An 18,196-nucleotide genomic window follows, 5' to 3' on the forward strand; every position below is an offset into this window, starting at 1 on the left:
TGGAAATTCGCTCATATTGCTTTTATAAGAGCCCACAATAATAGATAATTTATTGATAATACAGTTCTCCGACGTTTGCAGCACTGGAGTTAGAAAGATAGTAGCAGTAAAAATGCATATTATGAAAAGCACAAAATTAGAATTATTTATAAAGATTTAAAGATCATCTAAATCATCTTCATCTATTCTTGGAAGTTCTGGTTCGATACCTTGGAAAATCATTTTCAATTCACTTTCTAATGAATCTAAGTGTTCTGTCATGATTTTCTCTGCATATTCAACATCTTGATCTTTAATTGCTTTAAAGATTGAAAAATGTTGGGCATAAATTGCCTTATCCATTCCACTGTATTGACCTAATTTTTCTCTTGTGATAAATAAGACCTCTCTAAATAAATCGGATGCCGCTTCCATCATTATTGAGAGAACCTTATTTTGACTGGATTTTACTATATAAGAATGAAATTTATGATCTGCAGCTACACTCTTCTGAAAATCATTTTCAATGAATGCCTTTTTCATTTCTTCTAATATTTCAGATATGATCGCCAGGTCATTACTTGTTCTCCGGATTGATGCTAATTTTATTGCTTGAACCTCAATGATTTTCCTAGTTTCTAACAAATCAAATATAGTGACACTATCCAAAGCCATTGTATAGGATAGGGTATGATATATCCCTTTCAACTCAGGTTCCTTAATAAAGGTACCACCAGCCTTCACTTCAACCATACCAAGCATTTCTAATGACTTTAAAGCTTCTCTTATCACTGTCCGGCTAACCTTTAACTGTGTAGACAATTCGCGTTCAGATAGCAATCTATCTCCTGGTGATAACCCACCTTCAAGAATTAAGTGTCTAATTTCCTCCATTATTTTTACGTACGACTTTACTGGAGACTCTTTACTTAGTTTAATTTTCAGTACCCCCTTTTGCTCTATTAATAAAATATCTCTCTATAGTTTTTAGCTATAAACAAATTGAACTTTCGGTCAGACCAGGGAGTTACTCCCAATTATTATACGAGACATCTAGTGATATTTCAAAGTATTTCATATTATTCAAACTATTTCTAGATTTTTTAATGAAATAACTTTTATATTATATTTGCCTGTTTTCCTTGATTATTTTAATCCTCTGATCAAGTATTGCCGCCAAAGATTTGCTCATTCGTTATTTCACCCACCAATAAAAAAAGCAAGAAATTGCAGTAAAGGTAGAAAATTAAAATCAAAAGAAACTCCTGACTCATTTAGTCCGATTCCGATTTCTCAAACTGATATATTCCGTAATAAATAAGAAAATGCACACGGGAAATAATCATATAGCTAATTCCAATTATTTTGCCACTGATTAGGCAGATTCAAACTCTAATATTCCACACAAATATCATATCCTAACATAAAGAGGAGTATCTCAATGGTTTTGGGGTTGGTCATCTCAATAATAGGAGTATTAGAATATTGATACAGGGAAACTTGTCTGAGTTTTTTATACTAAGTATCTTTCCGAATCAAAATTTTCATATAAAAAGGAGTCATCCTAAACTTATAAAATAGCTTTGTATGGCAACTATGTTAAAAAGACTCCTAATGTTTTTGAATAATGATAAAGTGTCTATCTTTATAAAAAGAGAGAAAGCAGACTTCTTTTATAGTCTGCCATGTAACTTCATTTTCCATTTTTTACTTTCAAAAATATTTTTAAGTTACGTTTCTTTTAATAGTTTGATACATCCTCTTTTTCATCCATTTTGTTCGCTTCATCATGGCTCGCTTCTTCTAAGCTAAGGTTCTTTGTTTCAGGTGCCATAAAGACGGATACAAGTAATCCGATAACGTTCAATCCTGCTGCCAATAGCATCGTGGGTCCAACTCCATATGTTGCTAAAGCAATTGGTAAACCGAATGTTCCGACTGAGGCACCGATTCTAGTTACTGTTGTAGCAAAGCCAACTGCAGTTCCTCTAATATCTGTCGGGAATAGTTCATTTGGATAAGCCCATTCAAGGATAGCAGGAGCTCCTGCGAAAAATGCATACATAAAGAATAAACTAACGATGATCCAACCGCTTGCTTCAGGTGCTAGCCCCAGACCTAGCAGGGCGATTGTGGTAAAAAAGAAGCCCCCGATACAGAGTGATCTCCGTCCAATGCGATCAATAAAGAACATAGAGACCGTACACCCAATTAAAAACATGAATGAAATTAATGCCGATCCAATATGGGATAAATCCCCCTTATTTAAATTAAAGGTTTCTAACAAAGTTGGTGCAAATGTATAAATCGCAAACATCGGGATTAATTGAAAATTCCAGAATAGCATGACAAAAATCGTACGTTTTCGATAGGCGGGCGAAAAGAGTTTCATGAGACTTGGTTTTTGAACTGGTCCTGAAGGAATATCTTCTAGTGTCGTGGATTCCCCATAGATATTTTTCATGATTCGTAATGCCTTTTCTTTCTGTCCTTTGCTTAAAAGCCATCTTGGTGATTCAGGAGTATTTAAACGCATGAATATAACAATTAATGTAGGTATAGCACTTGATCCTAACATCCATTTCCAAGCATCTGGTCCTAAGTTTAATAAAAAGTAGCCTGCAAAGTAAGCGACAGTTGCACCCAAATACCAAGATATAGTAAGGAATCCGATCATTTTCCCTCGATATTTCTTAGGTGCAAATTCCGTTAACAATGAGGTGGCAATTGGATAATCCGCCCCAATGGCTATACCTAACAACACTCGGATAATAAATAGCTGTTCGACATTTGTTGCAAATATTTGAAGTATGGATAAAACAAGAAATGCTATTAAATCCAAACGATACATGCTTTCTCGGCCAATCCTATCCGTTAGATAGCCGAATATTATTCCACCAATGAATATTCCAATTAAAGCAGAAGAACCCAGTAGCCCGTTCCATAAACCGTTGATTTCAAATGATTGATTTAATGGGATCAAAGCCATTGCGACGATGCTAAGTATATAACCATCAAGAAAAGGACCACCTGCAGTAAATATTGTTAATTTCATGTGGAATTTCGTTAATGGTGAATCATCAACAATATTACGCGCTTTGGTTGACATTACTATTTCCCCCTTTGAATAAAAGGTTTCTTTTTTTCTTCATAATAATTTGCGCTTCATTTCTTCTTTGTCCCCATTTTTCAAAAGTCTGTCCGGATGAAAGGTGGGCAAAATCAATTTCGCAAATAATCAAAAAATTATAACATTCTCAATAGCTTGTATGATTAAGAAATACATTATGAAGAACTTAGAAGGAAAAGTAATGCTTTACTCGATTAAGGATTTTCGTTATTAAATTGACAAACAAAATCGCATTTTTAACGAAAACCCATAAAATATCAACGAATTATTGGTAAAATACTAAACTGGGCCCCCACAAATAATTATTACATGATATTAACCAAAGCAAGCTTTTCAGGACATTAGATTAAATACGTTGTCTGCCGGTAAATCATTTTATATTTACAAAGTATGTTCAACCTTATTCGAGTATACTTCCATACCTCTTAACGCTAATTCTTTAAAGAATGCAGCGGTTTCAATACATTTTTCTGGAGGATATACACCTTTTCGTTTAACTTGGCCCTTTGCAAGCATTTGAGCCACAATGGAAGGAGGTACAGATGTTTTCAATGCTCCAGCAGGAATATTCCATTTCTTTTCACTCCCAACATATACCTCAACTACAACCTTCTCTTTCCGACCATTTTTTTCACCTGTTACGTCAACACGAGTTACACTATACTGATCTTTATCCACTTTTGGTTGTATAAGTTGATTAGCAACAGTTAGTAATGCTTGCCTTGGAGATACCTCAGCCCCACCCATATTAATAGGTTCCTTACTACCAAACCCAAGCTGAACTAAAAACTCCACTTTCTCATGGAACTCCTTTGGAAGAGCAATGCTGAAGGTAGTATTTTTACAACCCTGGTCTTTAAATGAATCATAGAGTGTAACGGGTTCAGGATGAATTGTATATATAGGATTTGCAAGGCCAATCGGTTCCTTAAATTCAACAGGTCTAGAAATAAGTGGGTCAATTTTCGTTATTTCACCATCTTTAACAACTACCGGATTTATAGTATACTCGTCGATAATAGTATCTAGCATATATGGTGTAACTAACGGAGAAGAGTATTCTGTAAAATCCTTCATGGCAATTGTAATATCAATATCAGATACTGTATCTAACTGTTCTACCCCAGCTAATGCCATCATATTTGAAATTCCAGGACCACTCCCCATTCCAAGGACGGCTGTGATTCCGTTTGCCTCAAATTCTTCTGTCAATTCTAGCTGTTCTGCAGTTTCTTTTGGCCAAGCGCCAAGGTCTACATAATTGACTCCCGCCTTTAATGCCGCCCTGGTTACATTTGGACATAGAAAAGCTGGACCGCTATTGATAATAACATCAAAGCCTTTAATGACATTGGCAGTTTCTTCTTCGTTAAGAACATTAATCTGCTTGGCTGTTAAACGTGGATCTCCGATTTGCTTAGCTCTTTCTTCTGCTTTTTCTATTAAAATGTCAGCAATCATAACCTCTGTAACTTCATCATTTTCTAACAAATCATAAATTGTCCCTAATGCTTGGATTCCTGCTCCACCAATAACTATAATTTTCATCTTAATTCCCCTCTCTTAATAAATTAAATAACAACATTTTGATTGATTCCATTAAAAAATTGAACTAGATTATTTATTGCTATAATAAAGATTTCTTTTGAAGCCTCGGGTGTATTAAATGCAATATGCGGACTAAGAACTACATTTGATGTTGATAGCAGAGGGTTATTTTCCAAAATGGGTTCTTCATCAAAAACATCAATACCAGCGCCTGCAATTCGTGATGAAGAAAGAAATTCAACTAATGAAATTGTATCGATTAATTCTGCTCTTGATGTGTTAATTAGATATGACTCTCGTTTCATCAGTGAAAGTTCCCTTTCGCCTAATAGTTTCCTCGTTTCTTCCGTTAACGGCAGATGAAGTGAAACAAAATCTGATTGTTCTAGAAGCATTTCCAAACTAGTAAATGTTACACCTAATTTTAGGGCTCTTTCTTTATTTGGGTTAAAAGTCCAACAAATGACATTCATGCCAAGTACCTTACATAATTCAGCCATTCTCTGCCCTATTCCACCCAATCCAATCAAACCGATTGTTTTTCCCTTTATCTCCATGATCATATTGGACTGATCCCAAATCCCTCTTGTTACATTTTGGTGATTCCGGTTAATATTTTTTGCTAGCGAAAACATTAATGCTAATGCATGTTCTGCAACTGAATTATCTGCATATCCAGGGGTATTTGTAACTGTAATACCTCGAGACGCTGCAAATTTCAAATCAATGAAATTAGAAGCACCAATCCCGGTAAATGAAATGATTTTCAATTTAGGGCATTTAGCAATAACTTCATTCGGTATTGACCATCCCAGAAGTATCCCATCGGCATCCTTTACCCTGTTTACAAACTCTTCTTGAGTTTCAGGTCTTCCTTCATAAACACGAATTTCGGCAAATTGTAATGGATTGAGAAGTTCATCCGTTAGTAATTTTTTAAATTGAGGATCCGCATCTGGATATACTATTAACACCTTTATCACCCCCTTACCAACTTCTCTATTAATTTAGGAAACTTTAATTAGCAGATATGACTGAAATGGCAGTCTTTAAGTACTTGTTTTCAGGATTTCTTTTTAGATATAGTACAATATCCTTTTCTTCTTTTTTTACATCGTAGGTTAGAAGGGAAACCTGATTAGGTGAAAAAATGGACTTTCCCGTTTTCTTTAATATATCAACCCCTCTCAAGGTGGAAATTTAAAATGATAACGTTTACATTAAGCCGCAATTTACACTGTTTTTTTGGTCTGACCATGGAATACCGTAATTATATAACAGAAAATTACATTAGTCAAAATATTTTAAATTTTTGTTCAACTGATATAATTAACATAAAAATTGTCCTTTAGACTACCAATATAGGGAACGCATATTTGATACAAAACGAGAAGTCGCTGGGGCTGCATCGTGAAGATGCTATATTTCAAGGAAGGAGAAATCATTAATACATGGAGGGTAATCTAACAATCCAATAGGGCAATCGACTGGAAAGCATATTAATAGAAATGAAACAAATTTGTAACGCAGGCATTTTATTTACAAAGGCAAAAGTTAAATATAAAAAGTAGTCATAGAATTGGCATTGACAAGAGCCTTTAACCCTTTACTACTGTGCCTTGTCAATACCGGTTTATTTTTCCCCATTCAATAAATGATTTATTAGAGGACGATACGACTGTTTTCATATTGTAGTAGAGAATCTGTTCCGGCAGCCCATTTAAAGTAGGGAAAGGCATTCATATGGCAATTCATCAGTGTTTCTAATTTCATATCCGTTGAAAACTCCACATATTTCATTTGGAATAACTTAAAATCACGATGAATGAATACAATTTTTGGAGCTTTCCATTCACCTCATACATTCCTACTTCCGCCCAATCCATCTGAGCTTGCTTTCCCGGTGGAGTTTCAAATCTTACTGTAGCTTGTTTTTTCGGCTGAGCCCGATGGGGGTTTAACAAATTCTCTAAGAGTCGTTGTTTTCCCCTCATAACCCAAAGTCTGAATTTCTTCAAAAAGGTCCATACTATTTTTCGTTCCTTCTTGAATTCTTTGCAAAGCATAAGGCTCTTAAATGTTCCGAAATTTACTCTCCCTACCCTTTCGCATAGTTGATTGAAGTACTTGATTTTCCTTTATGTATTTACTGACTGTTTTGCGACCATACCCCGTTTCCTCGGCAATAGCTGTTTTTGTTCATCCTTTTTGATGTAATTCTCTAATCATAAAAAATTCCCTAGTTTTCAGCATCGTCTCAAACGCTCCAACTCTATTAAGTGAAGAAATGATTATCTGTTATTTTTGGGGAACTTTAAACCGTTGATAATGGGCATTTTAACACCAATGATGACAGTGACCATTCAAATTAATTTATCTATATGAATAACTTGAACATGAATGGCCAAAAATAGGAAGTATTAAGAAAGCAAAAAGGTGAATGCCTGAACGCTTCAACATTTAATCATTTTTATTTAGTTGGAACGGTTATTTTACATTCCCCTTCTTCTTTAGCTGTTTTTGTTAGCTGTAGTGTTTTCTTGAACGTTCGCTTTGGTATTGAAACTGTTACACGAACGTTGGAAATTTTCTACATATCCGTTTTAATATTACTTACTAATTTAAAAAAATCTTTCATTCCTCAAGTAATATACAAAACACCTAGTTAACATTGGAAGGTTTCAACAAAATCATTAAATTTTTTAATGATTTTCCCTTCAAAGTTCACTAAAAGAATAGAAGTAGAAAAAGCTTTTTATACTGGACATTGATCAGAGGAATCATTTTAATTCTGGATATCTTGGTTTTTGGGCCACTATTAAGCCAATAAACGCTTAGGTAGCCAAAATGATTAAAATAATGCGAGTTTGGCGGCATATAAAGATCATCATAAAAATATGCTAGAACTTCGATATAAAATCCATATTCACGGTTGAATTTGGGTTGAATACAATAAGATATGATCCAATGAATGTTATGAATGGGGTGGGATGGTGAAACATAAAATAATCATTATTCTTAGTTTAGTCTTTGTAGTATTCATGACTGTTTTACTTATCTTTTACCTCATTAAAGATGATACTTCCCGATGGATGGTAGCTCTTGGGGGAATATTGGTAAGTGCCTTGCCCATTTCATTATTATTTGTTAAACATAATCCCTTTAACATTCCGATCATTATTGGTTATTATGTTTTTGTTTTCTGTACGACATTTTTAGGGTCAATCGCAAATTTTTATGTGGATTTTAAGTGGTGGGACTCTACCCTTCACTTTTATAAAGGTATCTTCGTAGGTTTTGTTGGGATTGCTCTTTATAAACTATACATCCCTCAATCGGCGAGAAAAGATATTTCAAGGTGGGTCATCTTTCTATTTGTTCTTTCGCTTTCAGTCACTGCCTCTGTTCTTTGGGAAATCTATGAGTTCGCAGGAGACCAGACTTTTACTCAAACCATGCAGCGAGGCGGTAATAAAGATACTATGTACGATCTAATTTTCGGTCTTATTGGTGGTCTTCTTATTTCCATTTATTCTAGTGTACAAAAAATAAAATTATGATAATTTGTTGAGGTAATCATATGAATCGTAAGCTAGTTATTTCATTAAGTTTAGTGTATGTCCTTTTCATGGCTGCTTTATCTATTTTTTTCTATTCAGCCGATGAAACTTTCAAATCACTGGTTTCGATAGGCGGTGTGGTATGTGGGGCAATTCCCCTTTTACTGGCCTTATTTACCAAGCTTCAATTCAATCTGCCCATTATCATTTCCTATTTAATCTTCTTATTCGGTTCACAATTTTTAGGTTCTATTTTAGGTTGGTATGGACTGGGGTGGTGGGACACATTATTACATTTACTAAGCGGTTCCCTTCTAGCTTTTACGGGTATTGCTTTATATGAACGACTGGTATTCAGAAATGCAGGCAAAGAGATTTCCCCTTGGTTTGTCTTTTTGTTTACCCTCTCTTTCTCAGCACTTGGTGGTGTCATATGGGAGATCTACGAATTCAGTTCTGATCAATTATTCGGAATGACACTACAAGGCGGAGGGAATAAAGATACAATGATAGATTTAATCGCGGATACTATTGGAGGACTTATCATTGCAGTGTGGGCCGGAGTGCGGACAAAGATTAAGTTAAAGAAAACATGAAAAAACGTTCCAGTTGAGTTCAGAAATCCGCTCCCTTACCGCCGACTGCCTGCCAAGACAACTCGCCGTAAGCATCTAGCGGGGTCACGGCTAGCCAGTTATTCGGCAGGAGTGCCGCAAATTTCTTCAATCTAATGAGATTTCATTCCATATAAAATGAAAAGGGTTCGGGATGCAACCATTCCTGACATCCTTTGTAGACAAACAAAAACGACCATCTTATCGATGGTCGTTTCAGACTGTAGACAAACTCGATGAAAATCGAGTTTGTCTACAGTTTTTTTTGGCTTGTACAAATTTGGACGTTGATTTCCACTCCAGGCACTCGCTTTCCGCGGGCGGTCCGGGAGCCTCCTCGGCGCCTTTGCGCCTGTGGGGTCTCCCTTGGACGCGCTTTTCCCGCAGGAGTCTCGCACACCCGCTCCAATCAACTTTGTTTTAACAATTAGATATAACCGCTTTTGCCTACAGTCTTTTTTGTTTTAAAATAGGAGTATTAAAACTTGAGGTGATGACGATGCTTTCGAAACATAATTCTATTCAGCGAGATCAACTTGAAATGATTACTTTGGATCAACTGGTGCCAGCGAACCATTTGGTTCGTAAAATTGAGGCGGCCATTGACTTCACTTTCATTTATGACTTGGTGAAAGATATGTATTCAGAGATAGGGCGCCCAAGTATTGATCCAGTTATTTTAGTTAAATTGACATTCATTCAATATACCTTCGGTATTCGTTCGATGCGTAAAACAATTGAAGAAGTTGAAACGAATATGGCTTACCGTTGGTTTTTAGGTTACGGTTTCCATGATAAAGTGCCTCACTTCTCAACGTTCGGGAAAAATTACGAGCGACGCTTTAAAGATACTGACCTGTTTGAACAGATTTTCTATCGCATCTTAATGACAGCTTCCGAAAGAAAGTTAATAAGTGCTGAGCATGTATTCGTTGATTCCACTCATGTGAAATCCAGTGCAAATAAGCGAAAGTTCGCAAAGAAAGTCGTTTGCAAGGAAACACGAGCGTATCAAGAACGCCTTCAAGAAGAAATAAATCAAGATCGTGAAAACCATGGAAAGAAACCTTTTCCACCAGATAAATTTGATAAGGAAGAAACCAAAGAGATTAAAGAAAGTACAACAGATCCTGAGAGTGGTTACTATGTGAAAGATGAACGGACAAAACAGTTTGCCTATTCATTTCACACGGCTGCAGACCGCAATGGTTTTGTGCTAGGGACGATTGTAACACCTGGAAATACGCATGATAGCCATATGTTAGAGCCACTAGTTGAACAAGTGATCGAGAAAGTTGGGAAGCCTGAAGCCGTTGCCGCAGATGCAGCTTATAAAACACCAGCCATTACAAGCTACCTTTTTGGCAAAGAAATCACACCGGCTTTACCCTATACACGGCCTCGAACAAAAGAAGGATTCTTCCGCAAACATGAGTATGTTTACGATGAACATTTTGACTGTTACCTTTGCCCATCGGGCGAGATTTTAAAGTACTCAACAACAAATAAAGAGGGATATCGCGAGTACAAATCTCCCAAACTCATTTGTAAGACATGTTCATTTTTATCACAGTGTACAGAAAGCAAAGACCATCAAAAGGTGGTGACGCGCCATATCTGGCAAGAAAATATGGAAGAAGCAGATCACCTGCGTCATCATCTAGATGTAAAACCTATCTATGCGAAACGCAAGGAAACGATTGAGCGTGTATTCGCAGATGCAAAAGAAAAGCATGGTATGCGCTGGACTACTTTAAGGGGACTTAAAAAATTGTCGATGCAGGCGATGCTTACTTTCGCTGCCATGAATTTAAAGAAGATGGCCAATTGGACATGGCAAAGTCCAAAAATGGCCTAACATAGGGGCTCGTAGAGACCCAAGCTCTTAATCTTGAGCAAAATTCCAAGAAAATATCAAAAGGGGTTCGGAATTAAAACATTCCGAACCCCTTTTGTCTACAAACTGAAACGACCATCTTATCGATGGTCGTTTTTATGTTCATTTAAATATAATGGAAATTATTTTTTCCGTAGTCATCGCACTATCTACCACATACGTTCCAGGTCGTAATCCGTTGGCCTTGCCTTTCTTTTCAACCGCGTTAGAAAAATCATTGGCATTCTTAATGACTTTTGCTTTTTGAAGGGTTTTACCAACATCGATGCTTGTCGAGCCTTTAGACACTTTCAGAACTGTACGGTATATGACTTTCTCTGTTGGTTCTTTTACATTTTCTTTTTCAGCTTCCGCTTTATCTTTAATCGACTTTGCTTCAGCAATCTGATCTTCCCATTCTTGTTCTGAATGTATGACATACCCTTCAGAAACCAGAGATTCTTTCATCTCATCTTCTGATAGTTTCTCCGATGTGCCGGTCGCTTCACTTGGACCAAAGAAGTACACTGCACCGCACAATCCTGCCGCAACAACAATGCCTCCGGCAAAGCTGCGCATTGATTTAGATGTCATTGGCCACAGTTCTCCTTTCATTCTTCGTTTTTATGTAAGGAGTAAGCATGCGTTCTATTTCATCTTCCGGCTGTTTTGTCTTCAGTGCGATGCTTTCAAATGAATAGCCTCGCTTATGTAGGTCGAGCACTTCACGCAACAAGATCCGCGTTTCGGAAGACATTGCTAGAACGCCTGCCTCTTGCACCGTAATTTCAGCATCTATCTCGATGTTCCTGATTTTTTCCTGTAATACATTCATTTCATCTCCAAAAGTGATAGCAACCTGTTCCAATTGACTGTCCACTTTTACAGAATCCTTTTTAATAAACGATAAAATGAACAGTAATACTGCTGCAGCAAACAAAATGATCAGAGCCCATTCCATCATTCTATGTCCCTCCTTAATCTTTGAATCTACTATCTCGCTTTCTAATTATATATTGATTCGTTCCAAAACTCGATTTAAATGAACAAAATACCACAATAGTCACGTATTTATGACAAAAAAAGGCGCAGGGTGGCCATCCATAACGATTAATGATGAAAAAACGAAAAATACGACTTCCATTTGAGGACCATTTTACCATATTCCATTCATCATTGATACCTTTGCTAATATATTTAGGCTAATGATCTTTATTTGGCACCCTCATACTGCGAGAACGCTGTCTATCTGAGTTAGTTCAACACATATAATTAGGCATTTCATTCATCACCCACATACATCAATTTCGTTTACTTTCCCCAAGAAAGTTCATGGGGTATATTAAATGACAAACACGTTTCCAAACGATAAGATATATATTATCAGGTTCCTTTTCCTGTTTCATTAAATAGGTACATTTTTTTTAGTGAATATACTTATTGGGTTCATGCAAGATAATAAGGAGGAAACAATGAATATCAAAATAAATAATATACCGGGCTTCATGCAAGCCGAACTCGAACAACTTCAATCAACATTGTCCCCCTTGTTGAAGAAAAATATGAAATACGGTTTTTTTTCGACGGTAATGATAGGCTTTTCCATCATTAATCTTTTTTTTCTTTTATTTAAGAACGAATCGTTACCCATCTCGAAAATCGCACTTGGAATCTATGCATTGGCGGGAGCTGTAGGATTTGCCTTATTAAAAGAAAACAAACACAACCAAAGAGAAATAGTGAAAATGAGTCAAAAATATATGTTGGAAAGAATCAAAAAAAGTGGTTATTTAACAGATGCCAGAAAAAGTAACTACTTTAAGAGAGTAAATGAGCATCCGCTTACTGCCATGAATGTTTTTTTTGAATTTCTTGCTGAAGAACAACAATGGAAGAACCAATCCTCACACCCGGAATGAATTAAGGGCATTTCGCAAATTTCATAACTTTATCGGTCGTCCAAAAAAGTCATCACAAATAAAACAACCAACCAGTATGCTTCGGTATACTGGTTGGTTGTTTAAGAGCTAATACATTAACAATTTCACTATGAACGATTCTTCTTTAAGTGGATCCCAATTGCCAGCTCAGTAGTTAGTTCTGGAGGTTCTTATTAATAAGTTCATGAAAATAAACTGCAGCATGTTCAGTTGGAGAAAAGATACCATTTGTAAATGCCTCGGAACTTAATCCTTTTTGCAATTTTTCCACCAGTTCAAAATCTTCCTGCCGTACTTGATCAACAAATTTAAAATATTCTTCTTTTTCTATGGTTGTTTTTTCATCGAGGGAGTAATCACGATAAATACCTAACGACGACTCAGCATCAACAGGAATTACTTGAATGGTATTCACATTCCCATCTCCTGGATAAACGTTAATCATCATATTTGGCCAAACCCAATAAAAACGTGCTTGGTCACCCTCACCATTCTTGCTTACCGACATATATTGATGGGTGAATTTGTCGTGTGTCGTTGTGCAAAAGTTTGATAAATCAAAAGATTTCGCAAAGCCAGGATGGGCAATGGAACAATGATCACATTCAAGGTAATTGTCAACAACAGCTTTCCAATTAGCTTTAACTACACGGCGGGTTTCCCTAACTAGTTTCAGTGAATCAAAGAAGGGATACTCTTTCATTTCCTCTAAAAATTCCTGATATGCTTCTGCCATGGAAGGTGCATTTTTGTCTAGATTGACAAAAATCATAGCATTCTGAACTTCTAAGCGTATGGATTTCATACAGCTGTGTATGCCCAATTCATTCGTTTTAAAATTAGGTGCTCTATATACACTTCCATCTAATTTGAACGTCCATCCATGATATCCGCATTGTAAAACTTTTTTATTTCCTTTATCGGAGTTTTCTACTTTCATTCCGCGATGAGGGCAAATATTATAGAAAGCACGCAGTTCACCATCGGTACCGTGAGAAACGATAATCGGCTCTCCGGCGATATCCAATGTCATGAAATCGCCCACTTTTTCAACTTGGCTTGCATGTCCTGCTAAAATCCAGCTCTTTCTAAAAATTTTTTTCCGTTCTTCATTGAATACCTCTGGATCGACATACCGTGAATAAGGGAGTGTCGGGCTGAACTGTACATTTTCTTTAGTGGACATATTGAAAACCCTCCTGAATTATGTTCTAATTTAAAAGTTTAAAAACCTCATGGTGCAATATGTTGTTATATCCGATCCATATAAACTGTCTTAACTTCTGTATAGAATTCAACGGCACTCTTCCCTTGTTCACGGCTGCCTGCACTTGAATTTTTACATCCGCCAAATGGCATTTGCGGTTCAGTTCCTGCTGTTTCCGAATTGACATGGACAATACCCACTTCGACGTCTTCAATAAACCTTTGAGCCGTCGTTAAATTATTCGTGCAAATTGCTGCGCTCAATCCATACTCTGTATCATTCGCCATCTTAACTGCTTCCTCATAATTTCCTGCCTTAAAAAGTGCGATGACTGGTCCAAAGATTTCTTCACGTGCAATGCGAGCATGTTGAGGAACATTTTCAAAGATAGCCGGTCGGACATAAAAACCGTTCGCCAATTCCTCTTCAGTCGGAATCTCTCCTCCACACAATAGCGTTGCTTCTGATTTCCCAGTATCAATCATCTCAAGCACGCCATCGCGTTGTGATTTAGATACAGCCGGACCAATAAATGTTTCTTCGTTGAGCGGGTCGCCCACTTTTAATTCTTTCGTCCGGGCGACAAGACGGTCACGGAATGCTTTATATATTCCTTCTTCGACAATCACCCTGCTAGTGGCTGTGCATTTTTGCCCTGTGGACTTAAAGGCTCCGCCTACAGCAATTTCTACTGCTTTTTCAAGATCAGCATCAGCGAGAACTATGAGCGGGTTTTTCCCTCCCATTTCCGTTTGCACTTTCTTCCCATGTTCAATCGCTTGTTTTTGAATTTGCTGACCTACTTGATTCGAACCTGTAAAAGATATAGCCTTCACATCCGGATGTTCCACTAACTCAGCACCAATGACCGAACCCCTTCCGAATACACAATTAATGACTCCAGCAGGAAGACCAGCTTCATCAAATGCTTTTATCACATGATAGACCGACTTAGGTGTAAGATCAGCCGGTTTAATCACGACTGTATTCCCGTAAATCAGGGCAGGCGCCAATTTCCACACGGGGATAGCTATTGGAAAGTTCCATGGTGTAATCAACCCCACCGGACCGAGCGGAGTACGGGTGGTGTACAAAAATGTATTGGCATTCGCTGAAGGAATTACTTCTCCAAGTGGCTGCCGAGCTTCAGCGGCATAATATTCAAGTATGCTAGCAGCACGCTTGGCTTCCCCCATCCCTTCCAGAAATGTTTTTCCTTCTTCCTTTATCAAATCCCGCCCCACTTCCTGCATATTCTTTTTCAAAATATCAGCTGCTTGCTGCAAGTATGAAGCTCGTTGCTGAAACGACAGTTTTTTCCAATCAGGAAATGAATTTTTTGCGGCAGCCACTGCATCATGCAAATCTGCGGCAGCACTGGATGGAAATTCCCCTAAATTTTCTCCATTATGGGGACTAAGATTTTCCCTATACTCCCCTGTAGTTGGTTCTTTCCATTTCCCATTAATATAATTTAAGTAACGCATACGATTTCCTCCGTATTCTATTATTCTACTTCTAAATTATAGTTTTGCTTATAACTGGGAACTTCTAAATGGATCCTTCAACGCTACCTACTAGAACCTCTATTGAACAAAATCATTGGTCTGATCATTTGTTAAGGCTGGCACCTCCACTTTTACTTTTCTTCTCGCATATCTAAAATAGTAAAATATATAACAAGCAACGACGAAACCTCCCCCCCAATACAACGAATTACGCTGTGTCGAATCATAAGCGGTGAACACGAAAATACCTAGGCACATAAGGATGCAGAGAATCGGGACAAATGGGAAGAAAGGTACTCTAAACTTCAGATTTTCAACCTTTCCTCCTTCTCTGATATACTGCTTACGGAATCTGTACTGGGCGAACGCAATCGCCATCCAGGTAAGTACCCCTCCAACCCCGCTTATGGAAAGTAACACAACAAATAGCGTTTCTTCTGCTACTACACTTGTAAGTAACGACAGTAAGGCAAAGACCAAGGTGATGAGCAAGGCATTAATAGGTACACCGCGCCGGTTTAGCTTTCCAAATAAAGGGGGCGCCATTCCGGTTTGAGAAAGGGAGAAAAGGATCCTGGTACAAGCAAACAGACCCGTGTTCCCAACAGAGAGTACCGCAGTCAAAATTACAAAATTCATAATGTCAGCTGCATAAGGAATACCTACCATTTCAAACACGGTAACAAATGGGCTTTCCAGCACCCCAGCTTCTTGCCACGGAACGATAGCCGACAAGACAAAGATTGCTAGAACATAGAAAAGCAGGACACGTATTACGATGCTTCGAATCGCTCTCGGAATACTTTGTTGCGGGTTTTCCGTCTCGCCTGCTGCAACCCCCATGATTTCTGATCCCTGAAATGCATATACGACCGTCATCATCGATATAAACACACCCGTGAATCCTGTAGGAAATAGTCCATCACCCATAAAATTAGATAAAAACGGAGCAGGTTGTGCATCCATATGAATCAATCCAAACATCGCTGCCGCACCGATAATGATGAACAGAATAACAGTAAGTACTTTAATCCCTGCGAACCAGTACTCAGTCTCCGCGAAACTTCTCGTTGTTAAGGCATTTATAGTGAACAATAGTACGGTAAATATCATACACCATACCCATACTGGTATATTAGGGAACCATCTAGCCATAAGCAATCCAGCCGCTACAAATTCTAAGCCTACGTAAAGAGCCCAACTTAGCCAGTAAATCCAACCAATGACAAACCCAGTGGCGGGTCCAATAAATTTTGTTGCATGGACCTGAAAGGAACCGGACACCGGCATCACTACCGATAATTCACCGAGACAAATCATCGCCAAGTACATTAATAAACCACCGAACAAATAGGCAACAATCGCTCCTGCGGGTCCGGCTTCACCGATCGCATAACCTGATCCCAGGAAAAGACCTGTTCCAATGATCCCACCTAAGGAGAGCATGAATAAATGTCTGCTCTTCATCGAACGCTGTAATTCTTTTGGCTGATTTTCATGTACTGTTTGCATGAATTCCCCCCCGTTTCTAATCGATAAACTGCTCTATACATTTTTATGATTAACACAAGATAACGAGAGTTCCCATTATTCTGAAATTAAACCACATTATTATTGTGCAGATAACGCTTCGGAAGGCTCAGCATACTCTAACATGTCACTAATTGTCGGTTTGAATATTTCATAAGCTACTTCTCTTTGATATTTATTTTGGTTTTTTGCTTCTGTAAACAACTTAAATGTATTTTTCCTGCATAGTTTTTCGATATCATCAACGACAGCTTGCGGATCTGGTTTAACTAGTCCGAAAATAATTACATCATAAAACCTTATCGCCCCCAGGTTGGCAACGAAATCATTGACAACATCAATTCCTCTTTGTTTTATGATTTCGTCTCCCTCAGAAGAAATGGGAATGTTTGCCGCTTCCACAATTAAGCTTGCTTTTACGCTTTTAGCATTGGATATGTGGATAACATCCTCTAGTGCGCACGGAATTAAAATGTCGCAATCTATATCGAGCCATTCCGTGTTTGACCTTACATTATAATGTGGTTCAAAAAAGGCTTTATCCATTTCTCCGTACACATTCTTATGATCAATAAGTTCTTGGACATCTAATCCTTCTTCACACGTTACCAAAAGGGTTGCATCAGAAATTCCCACGACTTTATAACCTAACTGGGACATTTTCAATGCACAGCTTGCTCCTACACAGCCGAATCCTTGAATGACAACTCTCGCTCCACCCTTTCCGCTTTTAAATTTCCATGCTTCATCTGCGGAAAATGCCACACCATAGCCTGTTACGACATCGTTTAAAAACAACCCGTCAATTTTTGTTTTCAACAGTGCATCAAAATCCTTTATCCCTTGTAGAACATTTGGATTCTGCTTCATTGATTTCGTAAGAGGGATATCAATACCAAATTCATTAAATATTTTGAGCACATCTTCATATTTGGTACCTAAATCACTGCCTAAAGATACTCCGATGTCTATATAAGGCATCATCGCAATTAGAAATCTTCTTAATACTGCATACGCGTCTGGCGCTTTATAGTCATAGGCAATGCCCGCTTTACATGCGCCAGTCGTCTCAGATTCACCGGCTACATACTTATAAGCCATCGCCTCAGCTAACCTTTCGACCTCTTCTTTTGTGACCGTTGGGTGCATTCTTGTACCGCCACCTGTGTAGCCTTTGACAAAGTTATGCACGACCAACCAACCTTTTGCATCTGTTTCCGTATCATTCCATTCCACAACTAAATATGGTTTGAACATCTGTGAAACCTCCCCAAAATTTTATTATTCCTACTACCTTCTAATGC

14 protein-coding genes are annotated in these 18,196 nt (G+C 37.7%); 4 read left to right on the forward strand and 10 right to left on the reverse strand.

The window, feature by feature from the left end; translation table 11 throughout:
- Positions 1–156: 156 nt before the first annotated feature.
- From JNUCC41_RS24515 to JNUCC41_RS24530, 4 genes are all read right to left on the reverse strand, one after another.
- The gene (locus JNUCC41_RS24515; protein WP_192205259.1) at positions 157–873 is read right to left on the reverse strand and encodes a FadR/GntR family transcriptional regulator; all 717 of its coding nucleotides are present in this window, start codon (positions 871–873) and stop codon (positions 157–159) included.
- An 847-nt stretch (positions 874–1,720) separates the two neighbouring features.
- Positions 1,721–3,088, reverse strand: coding sequence for an MFS transporter (locus JNUCC41_RS24520; RefSeq protein ID WP_192205260.1), 1,368 nt, complete (start codon positions 3,086–3,088; stop codon positions 1,721–1,723).
- A gap of 402 nt (positions 3,089–3,490) precedes the next feature.
- A complete protein-coding gene (locus tag JNUCC41_RS24525) occupies positions 3,491–4,657 on the reverse strand; it encodes a saccharopine dehydrogenase family protein (RefSeq protein ID WP_192205261.1) in 1,167 nt (388 codons plus the stop codon).
- 23 nt (positions 4,658–4,680) lie between these two features.
- Positions 4,681–5,631: a 2-hydroxyacid dehydrogenase gene (locus JNUCC41_RS24530; protein ID WP_192205262.1), complete on the reverse strand. Its 951-nt coding sequence runs from the start codon at positions 5,629–5,631 to the stop codon at positions 4,681–4,683.
- A 2,016-nt stretch (positions 5,632–7,647) separates the two neighbouring features.
- Here JNUCC41_RS24530 and JNUCC41_RS24535 point away from each other — a divergent pair.
- From JNUCC41_RS24535 to JNUCC41_RS24545, 3 genes are all read left to right on the forward strand, one after another.
- Entirely contained in the window at positions 7,648–8,217 is a 570-nt protein-coding gene (locus tag JNUCC41_RS24535) for a DUF2238 domain-containing protein (protein ID WP_342614078.1), read from the forward strand.
- Between the two features lie 20 nt (positions 8,218–8,237).
- Entirely contained in the window at positions 8,238–8,813 is a 576-nt protein-coding gene (locus JNUCC41_RS24540; RefSeq protein WP_192205264.1) for a DUF2238 domain-containing protein, read from the forward strand.
- A 517-nt stretch (positions 8,814–9,330) separates the two neighbouring features.
- Complete coding sequence (locus JNUCC41_RS24545) at positions 9,331–10,689, forward strand: IS1182 family transposase (protein WP_192205265.1); 1,359 nt, start codon at positions 9,331–9,333, stop codon at positions 10,687–10,689.
- A gap of 141 nt (positions 10,690–10,830) precedes the next feature.
- Here the strand turns inward: JNUCC41_RS24545 and JNUCC41_RS24550 are convergent, their stop codons facing one another.
- The gene (locus JNUCC41_RS24550) at positions 10,831–11,301 is read right to left on the reverse strand and encodes an endolytic transglycosylase MltG (protein WP_192205266.1); all 471 of its coding nucleotides are present in this window, start codon (positions 11,299–11,301) and stop codon (positions 10,831–10,833) included.
- Entirely contained in the window at positions 11,291–11,671 is a 381-nt protein-coding gene (locus JNUCC41_RS24555) for a hypothetical protein (protein WP_228467446.1), read from the reverse strand. The genes JNUCC41_RS24550 and JNUCC41_RS24555 overlap by 11 nt, the downstream gene beginning before the upstream one ends.
- 508 nt (positions 11,672–12,179) lie before the next feature.
- Between JNUCC41_RS24555 and JNUCC41_RS24560 the strand changes: the two genes are divergently transcribed.
- Positions 12,180–12,626, forward strand: a complete 447-nt coding sequence (locus tag JNUCC41_RS24560; protein WP_192205267.1) for a DUF5392 family protein — start codon at positions 12,180–12,182, stop codon at positions 12,624–12,626.
- A gap of 175 nt (positions 12,627–12,801) precedes the next feature.
- On the opposite strand, the gene JNUCC41_RS24565 is transcribed toward JNUCC41_RS24560, so the two are convergent.
- The 4 genes from JNUCC41_RS24565 to JNUCC41_RS24580 form a co-directional block, all read right to left on the reverse strand.
- Positions 12,802–13,833, reverse strand: a complete 1,032-nt coding sequence (locus tag JNUCC41_RS24565) for an aromatic ring-hydroxylating oxygenase subunit alpha (protein ID WP_192205268.1) — start codon at positions 13,831–13,833, stop codon at positions 12,802–12,804.
- A gap of 65 nt (positions 13,834–13,898) precedes the next feature.
- On the reverse strand, positions 13,899–15,341 hold the full coding sequence (locus JNUCC41_RS24570) for an aldehyde dehydrogenase family protein (protein ID WP_192205269.1): 1,443 nt from the start codon (positions 15,339–15,341) through the stop codon (positions 13,899–13,901).
- A 99-nt stretch (positions 15,342–15,440) separates the two neighbouring features.
- The gene (locus tag JNUCC41_RS24575; protein WP_192205270.1) at positions 15,441–16,874 is read right to left on the reverse strand and encodes an amino acid permease; all 1,434 of its coding nucleotides are present in this window, start codon (positions 16,872–16,874) and stop codon (positions 15,441–15,443) included.
- Between the two features lie 99 nt (positions 16,875–16,973).
- A complete protein-coding gene (locus JNUCC41_RS24580) occupies positions 16,974–18,149 on the reverse strand; it encodes a Glu/Leu/Phe/Val family dehydrogenase (protein ID WP_192205271.1) in 1,176 nt (391 codons plus the stop codon).
- Between the last annotated feature and the right edge of the window lie 47 nt (positions 18,150–18,196).

The organism is Brevibacillus sp. JNUCC-41, from assembly GCF_014844095.1.
GTDB lineage: Bacteria > Bacillota > Bacilli > Bacillales > DSM-1321 > Peribacillus > Peribacillus aracenensis.